Origin of the sequence: Myroides odoratus, from assembly GCF_965118575.1 — a bacterium.
Classification (GTDB): Bacteria; Bacteroidota; Bacteroidia; order Flavobacteriales; family Flavobacteriaceae; genus Flavobacterium; species Flavobacterium odoratum_B.
This window is the reverse complement of record NZ_CBCPHW010000004.1, coordinates 67,672-84,254: the sequence shown is the minus strand read 5'-3', so window position 1 is coordinate 84,254 and position 16,583 is coordinate 67,672. Positions and strand designations below refer to the sequence as shown.

11 protein-coding genes are annotated in these 16,583 nt (G+C 34.3%); 3 read left to right on the top strand and 8 right to left on the bottom strand.

The genetic code is table 11. The features are described 5' to 3' along the window. From ACMHJ2_RS04420 to ACMHJ2_RS04405, 4 genes are all read right to left on the bottom strand, one after another. Window positions 1-1,029 carry a sensor histidine kinase gene (locus ACMHJ2_RS04420; protein ID WP_413511751.1) on the bottom strand — a complete coding sequence of 343 codons (1,029 nt, stop codon included), beginning with the start codon at window positions 1,027-1,029 and terminating at the stop codon, window positions 1-3. A 422-nt stretch (window positions 1,030-1,451) separates the two neighbouring features. Next, window positions 1,452-2,096: a type A chloramphenicol O-acetyltransferase gene (gene catA, locus ACMHJ2_RS04415; protein ID WP_413511750.1), complete on the bottom strand. Its 645-nt coding sequence runs from the start codon at window positions 2,094-2,096 to the stop codon at window positions 1,452-1,454. A 100-nt stretch (window positions 2,097-2,196) separates the two neighbouring features. Beyond that, window positions 2,197-2,598: a hypothetical protein gene (locus ACMHJ2_RS04410; RefSeq protein ID WP_413511749.1), complete on the bottom strand. Its 402-nt coding sequence runs from the start codon at window positions 2,596-2,598 to the stop codon at window positions 2,197-2,199. Window positions 2,599-2,608: 10 nt separating this feature from the next. Next, complete coding sequence (locus tag ACMHJ2_RS04405; RefSeq protein WP_413511748.1) at window positions 2,609-3,979, bottom strand: MFS transporter; 1,371 nt, start codon at window positions 3,977-3,979, stop codon at window positions 2,609-2,611. An 80-nt stretch (window positions 3,980-4,059) separates the two neighbouring features. On the opposite strand from ACMHJ2_RS04405, the gene ACMHJ2_RS04400 reads away from it, so the two are divergent. The 3 genes from ACMHJ2_RS04400 (at window position 4,060) to ACMHJ2_RS04390 (ending at window position 9,600) form a co-directional block, all read left to right on the top strand. Further along, entirely contained in the window at window positions 4,060-4,914 is an 855-nt protein-coding gene (locus ACMHJ2_RS04400; protein WP_413511747.1) for an AraC family transcriptional regulator, read from the top strand. A 202-nt stretch (window positions 4,915-5,116) separates the two neighbouring features. Beyond that, window positions 5,117-8,449: a carboxypeptidase-like regulatory domain-containing protein gene (locus ACMHJ2_RS04395; RefSeq protein ID WP_413511746.1), complete on the top strand. Its 3,333-nt coding sequence runs from the start codon at window positions 5,117-5,119 to the stop codon at window positions 8,447-8,449. A 737-nt stretch (window positions 8,450-9,186) separates the two neighbouring features. After that, entirely contained in the window at window positions 9,187-9,600 is a 414-nt protein-coding gene (locus ACMHJ2_RS04390) for a hypothetical protein (RefSeq protein WP_413511745.1), read from the top strand. Window positions 9,601-9,908: 308 nt separating this feature from the next. Here the strand turns inward: ACMHJ2_RS04390 and ACMHJ2_RS04385 are convergent, their stop codons facing one another. From ACMHJ2_RS04385 to ACMHJ2_RS04370, 4 genes are all read right to left on the bottom strand, one after another. Then, on the bottom strand, window positions 9,909-12,125 hold the full coding sequence (locus ACMHJ2_RS04385) for a peptidase domain-containing ABC transporter (protein WP_413511744.1): 2,217 nt from the start codon (window positions 12,123-12,125) through the stop codon (window positions 9,909-9,911). Then, entirely contained in the window at window positions 12,118-13,419 is a 1,302-nt protein-coding gene (locus ACMHJ2_RS04380; protein WP_413511743.1) for a radical SAM protein, read from the bottom strand. The genes ACMHJ2_RS04385 and ACMHJ2_RS04380 overlap by 8 nt, the downstream gene beginning before the upstream one ends. An 82-nt stretch (window positions 13,420-13,501) precedes the next feature. Next, entirely contained in the window at window positions 13,502-13,693 is a 192-nt protein-coding gene (locus tag ACMHJ2_RS04375) for a hypothetical protein (protein WP_413511742.1), read from the bottom strand. A 76-nt stretch (window positions 13,694-13,769) separates the two neighbouring features. Then, window positions 13,770-16,133: an outer membrane beta-barrel protein gene (locus ACMHJ2_RS04370; protein WP_413511741.1), complete on the bottom strand. Its 2,364-nt coding sequence runs from the start codon at window positions 16,131-16,133 to the stop codon at window positions 13,770-13,772. Window positions 16,134-16,583: the final 450 nt, after the last annotated feature.

Sequence of the window (16,583 nt, the reverse complement as noted above, 5' to 3'; positions counted from 1 at the left end):
TTATTTTAGCTGTAAAACTAAGGTTGTACAATAGGTTTCTTCTTGTTTTTGATTCGTTAAAGAATACCGACGGGGATAGAGTAATTCCAAGCGTTGCTTGCTATTAGTTAAACCAATGCCCGTTGAGTTGGTTTTTAAAATTTCATCAGGAAGTGAGTTTTGAACCTGCATTTGTAATTTGCCTTTTTCAATTTGAACGTGTATTTGTATAAACCAAGGACGATTAATTGTTAAACTGTGTTTGAAGGCATTTTCTACCAAAGTAATGAGTAATAAGGGCGCAATGGAATATTGAGTAGCCCACTGTTCCGCATCTTCGATGTGGTATTCGATAGCACAACGCTGACCAACACGTTCTTTTTCGACGGCGATGTAATTGTTTATAAAAGCCAATTCTTCTTGTAGGGTTACGGTATCTTTATTGACATTCTCTAATTGATAACGCATTAAATTAGAGAGTTTTAAAATTAGCTCGGGTGTTCTTGTAGGGTCCGTTAAACTCACTCCGTATAAGTTGTTGAACATATTGAAAAAGAAATGCGGATTCAATTGAGCATGAAGGTATTTGATGTTAATTTCACTGAGCATTAATTGGGCTTCATTGCGTTTTTGAACTTCAGTGGAATATTTGCGTATCAAAAAAATAGAGAGAATAGCGGAGGTACTAATAACACTCAAAACCAGATGAGAAATATAATGATCTAGAAGTGTATCCTCCTCTGTTTTATAATAGGAGGGATCAAGCCAAAAATAATCTGCCACTAATAAAACAGCCGTTCCCAAAAGCATAAAAACGACAGTTTCAATACCATAGAGGAGATAGCGCTTGGCAATAAATAAAGAAAATATAAAATAACGATACAATAGGGCTTGTCCATATAAAATAGCAAAGAAGAAAAAAGTTTTTAGCAAATCCGTTGGGTTGATGGATTTCATCAATTCGGGAAGCATGATAAGCACAAACAGAGAACAGAAGAAAAGCACTTCTTCTATGTACGGTTTTGTGTACCATTTTGGTGTTTGAGTCATCCTATTTCGTTTTTACGGACAAACATAGTCGTATTGCTAATCAAGTTACAAAAAAATATGACGAACGGAGTTGGTCAGGACTAAAAAAGGAGTATATGGCAAGGCTATAGCTGTATAAAATGGATCTATCGGTTAATTCTATGGTTGTATGCGTTCTATTTGATGTGAGGGAGAAGCTGTTTTTATTCGGTGTAAAGACGATAAAGTTGATATGAAGCAGAAAGAATCCGTTAATTTTGATGTAGCGTTTATGAATTGCATAAGAACTAAAAGGACAATTATTTAGGTATTTGAGGTATAAGGATGAGAATTTGGTAAGTAATGAATAGATAAAACAAAAGCTACCGTTAGATAGCTTTTGTTTTATTTATTCAGAGGGATTGAATATAGGCGATGGAAACTAGGTTATTTGGATTAAAAAGTCATTTTAGCTGTTCTACGCCATCACATATTTCTTGTAGACTCTGTAATAATTTGGCTACATGCAAACCATCACAAGTGGCATGATGTACTTGTATGGACAAAGGCATTAGAATCTCATTTCCTTGTACGATGTATTTTCCCAAAGTAAAAATAGGTGCGAAATAATCGCCAAAACCAGGTACATTGAGGTTAAAACCATCAAAACTCACCCACGGAATCATTGAGATATTAAAGATGTTTTCTATCCCTTGTTGAGGAGATAGGGAATAATCATCTTTATAGCTTTCATGTACGCGATTATATTCCTGTAAAAAAACAGGGAAATCTTCCGTATAAATTGTGCATAGTTCCGAGAAAGTCTCCGTATCGGGATGCATTACTGTATAGGCAGGATTCACTGTATCCCACTGAATTAACTCACCTTCTTTCATTGCGAATTTGAATTCGGAATGTTTATTTACGGCTTTTGAAATTAGGTAAATAATCGTAGGGTAAAATTTGTACTCGTGTTCTTTAATAAAAGGAATAACTTTACTAATATCGATTTTGGTAGTTAAACTAAATCCACATCGAAGTTGGTCTTTGAAATGATAGAAATGCTCTTTTCGATTCCACGTTTCTATATCAAATTTTTGATAGTTCATGATTTATTCTTTTCCTGTGAAGGAACAAAATTAGGAATAAATTTGTATTTACGAAGTAAATAGATGCGTGACACCTAGTTAGTAAAAAGTACTTTTTAAATTAGTTACCCCATTGTTCCACTAAGTGATACCAGTAAGCTCGATGTTCTCGAATGACAAATACGGCAGAAGCATGTCTGGTATTTTGAAGACCCTCGGTGTATTGAATTTCCGTATAAGTAAGTAAAATATGCTGTGAAGTAGCATAACCTTCAAGCTGTTGGATAGCTACTTTTCGCGTTGGGAACTGACCATATACTTTTTCTAACCATTGGGACAATTGGTTGAAATCAATCGTATCTCCATCTCCATTAACTAGGGTAAAAGCAGGATCAAAACGATGTAAGATCGCTTGATATAGTAATTTAGGATCTGACGCTGTACCGTTGAACCATATTTCGATGTTTTTGCAGAAATCGAGTACCTGTTGTTTGCCTAGTTCTACGTTGTTTGATGTTTTCATATCGTGTAAATTAGTTGTTTTTTAAAGAAAGTTTATAAAAGCTAAATCCCAACACTTGAGCTCCTCCAATAGCGGCAAAACCTAAAGCTAATGCTGGAGGGAAACCAATTGTTTCACTGAGACTGAAAAATAAGGTTCCGATAAGCGCACCCCCCAATACGCTACCTACTTGTATACTGGTACTGACGATTCCCGAAGCTTGTCCTGCTTGTGAAGGAGCAATGGTTCGAATACTCTCTCTCATCAGGACGGGTAGGAGTATACCATGCCCTAAGCCCGCGAAGAAAAACAAGAGATGCGTGGCAAAATTAGGGGTGTGTAGCCAATAAAAAAGGAGTCCCAGTACTACAAAAGAGAAGAACAATAAGCCTAAGGCCAAGTGAATCCAAAACGAAGGGCTTTGTTTGACTTGGGCAAAGACAATAGGACCTAAAAAAAAGCCAATCCCATAGGGTAATATAGCCAATCCCGCAGCCAAAACGCCCCAGTGTAAATGCAGCTGTAAATAGTAGGGATAGCAAATAAAAAGCCCCGCAGTGAAATTGTAAAATAAAATAAGGGGTAGACAACCTGCAAACGTTTTATTCTGAAATAGACGCATGGATAGTATGCCGTTTTTATGTTGTTTTTCTCTGTACTTTTCATACGTTATAAAGAGAGCGAGTAGTAGAAAACTCAAGCCAATAAGCGCAAAAATCCACCAAGGCCAACCCAAGGTTCTACCGTAGATGAGAGGCGTTATGAAACAAAGTAAGGTACTGATAATCAGGAGTACCCCTAAGTAGTCTAAGCTTTGTTTTTGCTTGGGTTCTGCTGGCATATACGCATAAATTCCACCCAGACAAATAGCTGCTACAGGAACATTGACCAAAAATATAATCTCCCAAGTTAGCCCCCAAAGCTGCAAATCCAATAAGATTCCACCTGCTAATTGACCCAAAATAGCGGCCAAACCAAATACAGACCCAAAAATACCCAAGGCTTTGGCGCGTTCCGTTTCATCAAAATATATTTTTATTGAAGCCAATACTTGTGGAGCTAATAGGGATGCACCAATACCTTGTATAAATCGTGCAAAGATGAGCCAGTTAATAGTAGGGGCTAAGCCGCAGGCAAGAGAAGCAAAGAGGAAAATCCACAAGCCTAAGGTAAAAATAGTCTTTCGTCCGTAGCTATCCCCCAGTTTACCACTGCATACAACCAAAGAGGCATAGGTTAATCCATAGATGGCAATGACCATTTGCAGTTGATTGTCTGTGGCTTGCAAAGAGGCTTTTATCGCAGGTAAAGCCATATTGACAATAAAGTAATCCAAGGGTGATAAAAAGGCACCTGCAACTAAATAGCGCAAAATGACCCATCTATTTTTATATGCATTCATGTTTTTTTTTATTTCTTTGCAAAGGAAACACTATGGATACAAAATAAATTGTATCCTAAAAGGTTTTTACTGCTCCATACATGCGAAATACGAACTTAGATCCTTTGTTGGTGAGACAAATAGAAGCAACCGAAGAAGCTTTACACCTTCACTCTAAAGCTGAACTAACCTTGGTATATATCCAACAAGGCAAAGGCATGACTCGTTTTGATGGGCAAGAAATCCCCTTTGAAAAGGGAAAACTCTTTTTGATTCCCTTTGGTATCTCTTATCACTTTCAAAGCGAAAAAACCAGTTGCCTTTTAATTATCGAATGCCCACAGCGTTTTATCACGCAAATTCGCATGGAATCTGATCGGATTGAAACCTGTGATAACCTGTATAAGTTGACGTACATCACGCATAATTATCAGGCGAAGTCGGGTTGTGTTTTTCGCGTAAAGGAAGATGAGGTATTTGCAGAGCAACTGTTACAAGCTATTGCAAGAGAGTATGCTGCTTTAACGCCGGATTATCTCCTTATTCGACAAAGTATTGCCATTGTTCTCAATCTGGTTGCACGTAATTTAATTCACAGCGATTACCAACAGCTGGAAGAAAATAAAAAGGAACAAGATGTCATGAAGTTGATAACGTATGTGCAACAGCATAGTACGGATCGAAAGCAACTAACGATAGAAGCTCTTTCGGCAGAATTTGGAATTGCCAAAAGTTATATAGGTGAATATTTCAAAAAACAAGTTGGGGTGTCTTTGCAGGAGTATATTTTAGATTATAAACTAAAATTAGTAGAAATCCGCTTGAAGTACAGTGCGATGCGTTTGAAGGAAATTGCCTTTGAATTGGATTTTAACGATGAAAGTCACCTGTCTAAATTATTTAAAAAATACAAAGGCTTAACCCCCTCTCAGTATCGAACGTTGCACAGAGAATAATTTTAGGTTGCTAACAGCAAAAGTGCAGTCGGTATTTCCTAAGCAGAAGTAGGGAGAAAAGCAGGAAAAATCAAGGCAGAAGATAGAAGCCTAACTTTTATTTAGAAAGAAGTAAAAATACCGTTTATTTGTTCTTTAGGGGGGTGAATGCAAGGGATAATTCACTATTTTAGTAAAGAATCACCACTAATAAATAGATTGTATGCGGAAAATTTTGTTGTATTGCTTGTTATTGCTGTGCAGTTTGAATGTCATGGCTAGTACTAGAGTTATCAAAGGCGTTGTTTCAAGTGCGAGTGATCACCTTCCTTTGCCTGGTGCAACAGTACTAGAAGTTGGTACACGCAATGGCGTATCTACCAATTTTGATGGGGAATTTGAGCTTACCGTAAGCACAAAGAAGGATACTTATTTGGAGATTTCCTTTATAGGAATGGAAACCAAGCGTATAAAACTTGAAAAAAACAAAGATTATTATTTGATTGAATTAGAAGACGATCAAAGTGAACTACAAGAAGTAATAATTACTAGTACAGGCTATGAAAGGAATGAGAGGAGAAGAGAAACAGGAGCTGTAAGTCGCATTGAAATTAGCGAAATGAGAGGGGACGCTGATAGAGGTACGATATCAGTAATACAAGACGTTTATGGAAAAAGCAATAAAAAGACACCTGAAGGTTCTACGGAAACTTGGAAGAAGTCTACGTTAAAAGACAATGCCATGCGTCTTGAAATTGGCGATAATGAATTTTTGCCTTTAGAAGATGCACAAATTGCCCTGCAAATAGAGGGTAACCGCATACGCGTTTTAATTGATGCGTATTTCTACAACGACAAATCGCAGAGTGGTTTAGAGGGAACCTTTAAACTAAAACTTCCCGTTGATGCCTCTCCGTATTACTTTGCCTTTGGAGGAACTGCGTTATTTGATCAAGATAAAAAAGGGAAAAATACAATTCCAGTCGCGCAATTGCATGATTATAGCAAAGACAATTTTGATTTATCCGCCGTGGGTATTCAACAAAGAAACGACCAAAAAGCAACGAAACAGGCGAAGATCACAGAGAAAGAAACGGCTGCGGATGCTTATTTTACTACAATTGCACGTAAAATAGATCCCGCTTTGATGGAGTGGTCGGGAGCTGATATGTTTAGCTGTCGCGTTTTTCCAATTCAAGCCAATCAACTGCATCACATCGTTATTGGGTATGATGTGGATATGATTGAGGGGATGGATTTTAGAACCTTTACCTTAGGTTTGCCTGATGCAAAAAACAAATTGCGGGTGGATCTTGTTGTGGCGGATGATAATGCGTATGTAATTACACCCAAGCAAGAGGCGATTAGCCAAAAAAACAAAGAAAAACAATACCTGACGTATTTCAATCCAACGGCAAAAGAAATCAATGTAAAATGGAATAGCGCAAAGCCTTTGGCTTTACTTCAACAAGACAAAGAAGGAGACTATTTTGCGGGAACAATGCGCATTCAATTGCCGCGTGAAGTAGATGCAACGATGGCCAAAGAGGCGGTTTTTATGCTGGATACTTCTCTGAGTTCAAATCCTGTTTTATTTGGGGTTTGGGTGAATTTAGTGCAAGAAATATTAGCGCAAAATGAAGGGGTCATTGAGCGATTTGCCCTTTTGAACTTCAATATGGGAACGCAGTGGTACCAAGAAAAATGGATGAGCAATACCGCTAAAAACAGGGATGATTTAGTGCGCTATATGAATACTTTGGCTTTGGAAGGGGCAACCGATTTAGGAAGAGCCTTGCAAGAGGCCTCTCATCCTACGTGGCTCAAGCCTCAGGTGGCGAAGAGTTTATTTTTATTGAGTGATGGCGATTTGAATTGGGGGGTTAACCACCGTGAGCTATTAGCCAATTACCTCTATAAAGGGGATAAGGTATATACCTATAAAACGGGAATGTCTGGTACCAATACGGATTTGCTTGACTATTTAAGCACCTTAACTGGTGGAAGTTCGTTTACCGCAAATAGTGAGGCTCAATTGATTGAAAGTGCCAAAGCCTTGCGCTATAAAACGTGGAAGTTAGCCAGCGTTTTTGGCGAAACAGCAACGGATATTTTATTAGCAGGAGGGGTTACTCAACTCTATGATGGACAAATTTTACAATTGGCAGCAAGGGGTAATTTAGATAAACCGATTCAACTGAAAGTAACTGCGGGTTCTGAAGCGAAAACAATTGAATTTAAGCCCGTACATCAGGTAAACTCAGCCTTAGCTTCGCGCATGTATGGAAAGATTGCTTTAACGCAATTGGATCAGATTGGATCAGATTTAAAATCAGCGAGTGTAGATTACTCCATTTACTACCAGGTATTGAGTGCGTATACTTCTTTTTTAATGCTAGAAACACAAGCCGACTACGATAGGTACCAAGTAAAAAGCCTGGATGTAGCGGAAAAATTTGTCAAAGCATTTACAGTAACGGAGTTGTTGAAAGCATTTATACAAACCGAGGCTTTAACGGCTAAAAAGAGCTTTGAACAGTGGATTACGCTGTTGCAAAAACAACAGATTCTCCAAAGTGGGGACGCTGTATTGGCGAATTTTATCAGTGAAATGACGGATGCAGATTTTGTGATTCAGCCACAATCGCTATTCCAGGTTTGGGAGAAGAAAAAACAAACCAAAGAAGAACTTGATTTGCTTGCTAAGGAAGAAATGACCTTGGATGCTTTACAGGTTTTAGCAGCAAAACGCGCTAAAACGCATGCTGAAGCAGATGCTTTAAAATTATTGAGCTCTATCATAGAAAGAAATGGAAGTGATGTGGATGTTTTACGTGATTTGCTAACCAATACCTTGAATCTCAACTATGGCTATGACAGTTATTATTTAGGACAAAAGATACTGGATACGCGAATTAACGATTGCTTGGTTTATTTCAATATGGCACGCGCTTTAGAGCAAAGCAATCCAAAATTAGCGGCCATTTTTTATTATATCAGTAGTTCGGCTGTATTTAAAACAACAAACTACGGCAGTATTCGCGCAATTAACGGCTTGTTTGCAAACCGATTTCTCCAAGAGATGGCCAAGACAAATAAACGCGAATCGGTCAAGGAAAAGATGTTTTTCCAGCAGCTGCAAGCCCAAGCGCAAAAGGATTATGCTTCGTACTATGAGGCAAATTATACCAGCGACCTCGTTGTTTTGGTGTACTGGAATTTGGATAGTACGGATATTGATTTGCACATCAAAGAGGCTTCGAATGAGGAGTGTTCCTATAACAATAAACGAACCAAATTAGGTGGGATACTATCTGAAGATGTGACCCGTGGATTTGGTCCTGAAATGTATATTTTACCTCAAGCGAAAGCAGGAAAATATGAAATTTCACTGAATTATTTTGCAGAAAGTGATCGACGTACGAAATCGGCAGCCAAAGCGTATATAGAAGTGTATAAATACTTTGGAACGGATAAGCAAGAAGTAAGCAAAAAAACAGTGCTCTTAAAGGAGCGAAAAAGCAAAGAGGTAATCGAGACGGTTGTATTTCGTTAAAACAAAAAAGCTACCCAATAGTCTTTTTTTTAATATAGATGATCTAGTTTGTTTTTTGGCTAAAATTCGGATTTTAAGACTTTTAAACGTTTAGCATAATTATTTTGAATGGATTATATACTTGTGAAAATAACGTTGCTATTCTTTTTCCTAATTTCTTAAAGGTATAAGGTTGTGTTTTATAATCTTTTGATTCGCTCTTTTGGTGTTTCTAATTTAGATATATACCGTTTGAAACAGATTTACTTGAGATAAGTAACCTCTGTCTGCACAATGAGTTGAGTTAACCTATATTTTCCCTCATTTATACACAAAAATAGGATGTGTCTTTTGCGATAATGACGATGGTATTTTTGCAGGGCAATTGTTACAGGTGATGGCTAGAGAATACAAGATGAGGAATTGCGAAAAATGCAATTTTTAGATCAATATGCGTTTGATTTAAATAGCAATTAAAATTCCAATTAAGTGAATTTATTTAGAAATTAAAGTACTTAAATCTCAAATTTTGGAATAAATGAAATTGTTTAGCTACAGTATGAGGCTTGTAGACTTTCGTTTTAAAATTTCTATATATTTTAAAAGTGAATATAAGTATTGTTTTCTTTTATATTGTGTTAAATGTAGTAAATTTATTGAATAATAGTATTATTAGTAGGTATTTTACTGAGTTTTTTTTAATATGGATAAGTTCTTTTACTACTTTTGTTTTATAATTAATAGTAAAAAAGGAAATCATGATTAAAAAAATTGCAATTTATTCTTTCGTATTAATGGGTAGCCTGTTAATAGGAACAAGCTGTAGTAGTAGTGATGACAATAATGGTGGTGGAGGTATAAAAAAGGGATCTGCATCTGCTACAGTGGCGGGATCTTATATGGGAGCCTATGATTCAAGTGAATTTAATAAGCTTTTACTTGTTGAAGATTTAGGAAACAACAAGATTCGAATGAGTGGTAATGATAGAACACCAATAGAAATGAACGTTCAATTTGTATCTGAATATACAGACCATCAGGATGTAATGCATCAAACAGGAGAATTAGCGGGTGTGTTGGTTTATTCAGCCGATTCGAAAACGCTTAAATTTTCTGGAAAAAAAATAATGGAAAATCAAAAACGCATTTTCTTTGAAGGAAAAAAACAATAAGGTATTTTTGATGAGGGTTGTTTTTTGACAACCCTCATTTTTTGCCTTTTGGCAATTGCTCTTGAAACGCAACCAACTAGTTTTAGGGTTTATCTCTTTTAAATTTTGAGGGATATGTATGTTTATGGAAATTTTAGTTGGACTCTAAAGGGAGACAGGGGCAAGGGAAAATTTATTGATTACAATATGATCTAATAGTTTTTTTAAAGAGAGAGAGAGAGAGAGAGAGAGAAAGCAGTTGAGGAAATTATTTTTATTCAGTATTGAATCATTAAAAAAATAGTTTCTTTTCAACACTTTATAAAAATTCAGGATCCCAATTCCAATTGATTTTTAACAAGGTTATAGTATTCTCCTTTTAAGCTAACTAATTCTTTGTGTGTTCCTTGTTCAACTATTTGACCAAGTTTTAGAACCACTATTTGATCTGCATGTTTTACTGTAGAAAGGCGATGAGCTATTATCATTACAGTTTTTCCGCTGAAAAAGGACTGTAGGTTGTCGTGAATTGTTTTTTCGTTTTCGGCATCGAGTGCAGAAGTCGCTTCATCAAAAAAAATGTAATGAGGATTTTTATATACTGCGCGAGCAATTAAGATACGTTGTTTTTGTCCGCCTGAAATCCCATTTCCTGCTACCCCTATTTTGGTATTAAAACCCAAAGGTAATTCTTTGATTAAAGATTCAATATTAGCTATTTTAATTGCATGATTTAATTTTTTTTGATCTATGTATTCATCACCAGTGGTAATATTACGTTCAATAGTATCAGAAAAGATATAACCATCTTGCATAACCACACCACAATTTTCTCTGATACTTTTTGGTGATAAGCTTGTTATATCATCTTCATTATATAGAATACTACCAGTACTGGGGTCATAAAATCTTAAAAGTAACTTCATAAGTGTTGTTTTTCCACTTCCGCTAGCTCCTACAATTGCCGTAATCTTACCTTCTGGTATAGCAAAATGGATATTTTTTAATACAAATGATGATTTAGGACCTCCATATTGGAATGAGAGGTTTTTGAAATAAATTCCGCTTTTTCTTCCATTAGTTAAATTGTCATCGTTTTTTAGTTGCAACTGCTTCTGATCTACTTGTTCTTCTTCCTGATGTTGTTTTATTTCATTCAACCTGGATAAACTCAGTCTAGCATCTTGAAGTGAGCGAAAAAAAGAGATTAATTGATTAATTGGGGAGTTAAGCTGCCCTATAATGTAGGATATCGCTAAAAGCTCTCCTAAGGTAAGTGCATTTTTCACCACCAAAGTAGCAGCAAGAAAAGTTACCAAGATGTTTTTTGTTTGGTTAATGAATTCGAATCCAGACATTTGAATTTGGTTAATTTTTAAAATCTGAATATTCGTCTTAAATAATTTTTGTTGAATTCTTTCCCACTCATTACGCTTAACCTCTTCGAATTGGTTTAGTTTTAACTCTGAAACACCATTTATAATTTCATAGATTGCTTCCTGGTTCTCACTGCGTCTTAGAAATCTATAATAATCTAAAGATTTTCTTCTCTTCATCCAAAAAAAAGTCCAAAGAATAGAGATAAAAGTCAATACAAAATATACTACGAGTATAGTGTAATCGTAATAAAGAAGGACTCCAAAAAAAATACTCGATGTAATAATTGAGAATAAAGTGATAAGACTTTGAGAGGTCAAGAATTGTTCGATTCTCTCATTATCTTGAATTCTTTGAGTAAAATCCCCTATAAGTTTAGTGTCAAAGTATTTTATAGGTAGCTTTAACAAGGTTTTAAAAAAATCAGAGATAATATTTATATTTAGTTTCGTTCCGACGACTAGAACCGTCCAGTTTCTAAAAAGTTCAACGACTAGACTTCCAACAAATAGAGCTAATTGTGCTACTAAAATTAGAGTGATAAAATTTAGATTCTTTTCAACAACACCTTTATCTATTAAATTTTGCGTTATAAAAGGAGAAACAAGTGATAAGCAAGTTCCAATAATTAGAAGAATAAACATCCATAGCATTGATTTTTTATGGGGAACCAAATACGCTAGTAAATAACTAAGTGAAGGAGTATTTTTTTTTGGAATCTCTTTATTAAAAAAATCCGAAGTTGGTTGTAGAAATAATGCAACTCCACGTTTATTATCCGTAGTTATCCAATGCTTAGTTAAATTCTCATAGCTTAAATTCAAAATACCATGTGCAGGATCAGCAATTTTAAAGTTAATTTTTTTATTCATTCCGCCTTTAGATATTTTAAAAAGTACTACAAAATGATTTTGGTTCCAATGTAGTATAGCAGGTAATGTATCAACATTTTCTATTAAATCATCAATAGAAAGTTTCCCAGGAAATTTAGTAAAGCCAATTTGTTCAGCTGCATGACCTATAGATTGCAGAGAAACTCCCTCACGAGAAATAAAGGATAAATCACGTAAATATTGAAGGCTATACTTTTTCCCATAACTAGCTGAAACCATTGCTAAGCAAGCAGGACCACAATCCATTTGATCATGTTGACGGATGAGTTTAAACATATTCTAAACGTTTAGAATGAAACATCTCTAAGACAATTTCTTTTTTGCGGCTTTCATCGAAGTCGTTTACACAATAATCTCTATTTCTATTTTCCCATGCCACTTGAGTACAACCTCCTCCACATATGGGCATAATCGTACAATCTAGGCATGGTTTATTTTTTAACTTTATATTTAGTCTGTTTTGTATATTTTTTCCCCAGCTTATCGAGCCGTTATCAGCAAGGTAACCGTCTCTATTCTCACTTTTAAAATCACGAGCATTGCATTTATATACATCTCCATTATAATTAATCACTGCTTCATTTATCTTATCAGCATAACAAGAATTTCTAACTGTATCACCTGCCAAAGCATCTGTTGAATGAAGTCCATATTGCTCTGCTTTTTGATAAAATTCTTTGACTGATCCCCAGAGATTTCTGTTCTCTTCCTGCCAAACCTTATTCATAGAAATAACAATTCGATCTTTTTCTACTTGTTTTAGCTCATCCAAGTCAATGAGAATACCACTAAGTTCAGGCAAATTTTTAGCGGTATAATTAATTCTTAAGGTGACAGACATACCGTTTCTAACAATTAGTTTAACATTAGCCATGATTTCATCATACGATCCTCTGCTTTTGGAAACGAAACGAGTCTGATCGTGATGTTCCTTATTACCATCAAATGATATTTGGAATCCACTAATTTTATATTTCGACAGTGCTTTTATTATTCTTTCATTAATAAGAAGCCCATTTGTGGTAAATCCAACTTGTAAGGTTGCTCCATATTTTTGAACTGTTCGACTTGTGTTTTCAATTACAGGAATGATTGCATCATCAAAAAATAATAAAGGTTCACCTCCAAAAAATGAAAGCGTAAACAATTTGAGATTGGACTTTTCTGCAAAAGTAATTTCTACGAACTTTTTTATTTTGTTGATATTTATTTTGTCAAGCTTAGAATTTTTAATATGAGATTCATAACAGTACCAACAGCTGAAATTGCAATTCATGGTGGTGTTGACGATTAAATAAAAAGAATCATCTCTTCCATCTATTTTTTGCATCATATTTTGAACTTTCTGAATTTCATCTTGCTCTTTAGGTACAAGGAATCCATTTTCTATTAAAGAGTTAAATAAATCAGGATGTATTATTTTTAGCTCCTCAATATTGTTTTCAGACTTAGAAGCTTCAATTAAATCAATCAATAAAGGTTTAAGCAATAAAAAACGTTGTGTAAAGGAGTTGTGGTATACAAAATTATCTTCAAACGGGACAATAGTATTAAATTTACTGTATTTCATAATTCAAAAAAATATTGTTAATATTAAAAAGAAGGGAGAGTGGAATACTCTCCCTTCACTAGGTTTCCCTTTGAGCTAATTATTAGTTTCTCACTTCACATGAGCATCCGCAGTTTCCAGAAACGGTAACAGAAACTGAACCTTCGTGTTCTAGCTCTTTTCTTTTTTGAGTTCCAAATGCAGCAAATCCACCTTTTAATTGATTTTGCTCCATGTCATTTAACAATTCCATTTTCTTTGCTAATTGATCAAGATTTTTTTTTGAATGATTCATAATTGAAAAGTTATTGAATTAAACCTACTCTTTTAAGGATTTTCGGCTTGCTCCTGTAATTGTGGCCAACAATATATTATAGTCTATTTCTGCTTTGATTATCAGATTTGACATTGGAGTATTTAGTTTTGCTTTGATTTTTAAAGGTATATTGGATAGAAAGTGAGAAGCCTCTGGTTAAGCGTTTTTGATAAAAGTTAAATGTGAAATCCGTATAAGCAGATACGTTTTTATCTCTACGTGTATTCAACAAATCTGTTACAGAAAATTTGGCAATTAGCTGTTCTATTAACATTGTCTTTTGAACAGTTAGATCTAATCCATATTGATATGCTCCAAGCGTGTTTCTATACTGGGATTTATAATCATAATTGTTAAATAGTTCGAGTATGAAATTTTCAGGAAGCTTTGCTTGTAAATAGACGTAGTTATAAAAGGTTGGACGAGATTCTTGTAATTTATCCGATCTAAAACTATAGTAATAAATGCCTGACGAAACATTGGTATAAAGCCACTTGTTGATGTTCCCAGAATAGGTATAGTCAATTCCAGTATTACTTTCTTTACCAAAATTCAGTGGTTGCACATAGTTAATATTGTTTTCTACAAAGTAAATTTGTTGGATAATATCTTTAGAAAACCTTGTAAATAGAGAAAATTCATTTTTGTTAACCCCATAGGTAAAATCGATTCGTTGGTTATATTGTGGGTTTAGATTCGGATTTCCCTTTTGATACAAAAAATCACTTTGTTTTATAATAAAAGGGTTTAAATCTCTGAATGACGGTCGATTAATACTACGCCGGTAGGATAACGAGAAAAAATGTTTGCTATCCGTGCTATACTTATAGAAAAGGGAAGGGAATAAGTTAAAGTAATTCCTTGTAACATCTTCACTATTTAATTTATTTAGCCCTGTTATTGATGTAAATTCTCCTCTTAGTCCTACTTTTAGATAGTTATTTTCATTAAACGATTTCTCTACGGATGAGAAAATGGCAAAAATATTCTCAGTATTTTTAAAATCTTGAATATCCTTCTGTATCAATTGCCAATCTTGGTTGAATTTTTCAAAACTATCTAATTTATTATTGCGATCTATGCGGTTAAGTTTAACTCCTGAGAATAGTTGCCAATTTGACTTCAGATTTTGTAACCAGTCGACTTGCCCTGTATAATAGATGGACGGAGCAGTAGTATCAAATAAAAAAGTGCTATTTTCTATCTGTCCCAATTCATAGTTAATGCTTCCTGTATTATTGCGATTCAATTTATTGTTACCATAATCTCCAATAAACTTAAGATAGCTACCTAACGTATCTAGTGTATACTTGTAATTGATTGTAAAGTACCAAATACTTGTCTTATCATTAGTTAGTGAATTGGTTTGCCCTTCTATATCTAAAGAGGGGTTATAAATTTCAAGTAATTGATTATCTGTAAACTTATCTTTTCCATGCCCTAAGAAGAACTCAACGCCAAACTCATGTTCTGCATTAGGGTAAAACATGGCTCCAGTTCTTAGATTATAGGATTTACTTTTTTGAAAAAAGGTTCCATTCTGTTGTTGCCGACGTGACTCACTATAATAATCGAATTGATTCTTATAGCTCCCCTTAGAGTTACTTTTACTAATTCCTGAGATGAAATAAGTATTCCATTTATCGTGCCCATAGGTTAGATTTATATCTCCAGAAAAAATATTATATTTTGAGTCATAATGGTTAGTGCCCGCTTTTACAATCCCTCTGAAGCCATAGATTCTTTTTTTGAGCACTATATTCACTATCCCGCCGCTATTAGAGGCTTCTGCATCCGCACCTCCCACATCTTGAATCTCAATACTTTTAATATCCTCGGAGCTTAAACTTCCCAAATAGCTATTCAAATCTTCTTGAGTCATATTAATTTTGTGGCCATTTACAAGAACCTGTACTTCCTTTTTCTTCAATTGAATGGAACCATCAGTACTGATTTGAAGTTTAGGGCTTCTCCGAAGAACTTCTAATCCATTATATCCCTTAGCAAGAGGGCTGTTTTCTATAGTGAAAATTAGCTTATCTCTTTCGTGGTTGACAAAATTTCTAACGGTGTTTATAGTTACTTCTTCTAACAGTATAGATTTATCAATTTTTAAAATACCTAGATCAATATTTTTAGTTAGATCAATATTTTTAGTAAACAATTCCTGCCCAAACTGTTCTATTTTGAGCTTGTAAAGCCCTGCTTCAGCGATTAAATTAAAAATTCCGAGACTATCTGTATAAGTCTGTTGAACTAAAATTGAATCATTCTTTACTAAATAAGTATAAGCAAATTCATTAGGTAGATGCATATCGTTGATTAATTTTCCTTTTAAATTATACTGCTGTGCATGTGTAACCTTGCTTAAGAAAAACACCGAGATAAATAAGAGAAGATATGTTTTGCAGCTACTCATTTTTAATTATTATTTGTCTTTATAAATACCTAATTTTTTTTTACTGATTTACAGTGTATTAAGTTCTGAAAAATCAAATATAATTATAATAAATTGAGTTAAAATATTTTAATTATTTGATATTTATATATTAATATTATTTAATATTAAAAATAAAAACCATAAATTATGTTAAAATATTTAATTATAATATTTTATTTTTTATTTTAGTTTTTTGTTTTAGGAAATGAAATGTTAAAAGTGTTTTTTAAGTTTATTTTAGTTATTCTTTATATTTAGTTGTTTTTTTTATAAATTAACACTAGGTTTTATATGTTATTTTAGAATTCTTATACCTAAATACGTAGATTATGGAGTTACTCCATATGAACGCTCGTATTTAATTAAGTAAGTAAAAAACATTAAGTTGTAAAATGAGGGCACTGAAAAAGTCTTTTTTGGAAGAAAATA

Excerpts from the sequence above, each read along its gene's own strand:
- ACMHJ2_RS04420 (WP_413511751.1), bottom strand. The coding sequence starts at position 1,029 with ATGACTCAAACACCAAAATGGTACACAAAACCGTACATAGAAGAAGTG.
- catA (WP_413511750.1), bottom strand. The coding sequence starts at position 2,096 with ATGAACTATCAAAAATTTGATATAGAAACGTGGAATCGAAAAGAGCAT.
- ACMHJ2_RS04410 (WP_413511749.1), bottom strand. The coding sequence starts at position 2,598 with ATGAAAACATCAAACAACGTAGAACTAGGCAAACAACAGGTACTCGAT.
- ACMHJ2_RS04405 (WP_413511748.1), bottom strand. The coding sequence starts at position 3,979 with ATGAATGCATATAAAAATAGATGGGTCATTTTGCGCTATTTAGTTGCA.
- ACMHJ2_RS04400 (WP_413511747.1), top strand. The coding sequence starts at position 4,060 with ATGCGAAATACGAACTTAGATCCTTTGTTGGTGAGACAAATAGAAGCA.
- ACMHJ2_RS04395 (WP_413511746.1), top strand. The coding sequence starts at position 5,117 with ATGCGGAAAATTTTGTTGTATTGCTTGTTATTGCTGTGCAGTTTGAAT.
- ACMHJ2_RS04390 (WP_413511745.1), top strand. The coding sequence starts at position 9,187 with ATGATTAAAAAAATTGCAATTTATTCTTTCGTATTAATGGGTAGCCTG.
- ACMHJ2_RS04385 (WP_413511744.1), bottom strand. The coding sequence starts at position 12,125 with ATGTTTAAACTCATCCGTCAACATGATCAAATGGATTGTGGTCCTGCT.
- ACMHJ2_RS04380 (WP_413511743.1), bottom strand. The coding sequence starts at position 13,419 with ATGAAATACAGTAAATTTAATACTATTGTCCCGTTTGAAGATAATTTT.
- ACMHJ2_RS04375 (WP_413511742.1), bottom strand. The coding sequence starts at position 13,693 with ATGAATCATTCAAAAAAAAATCTTGATCAATTAGCAAAGAAAATGGAA.
- ACMHJ2_RS04370 (WP_413511741.1), bottom strand. The coding sequence starts at position 16,133 with ATGAGTAGCTGCAAAACATATCTTCTCTTATTTATCTCGGTGTTTTTC.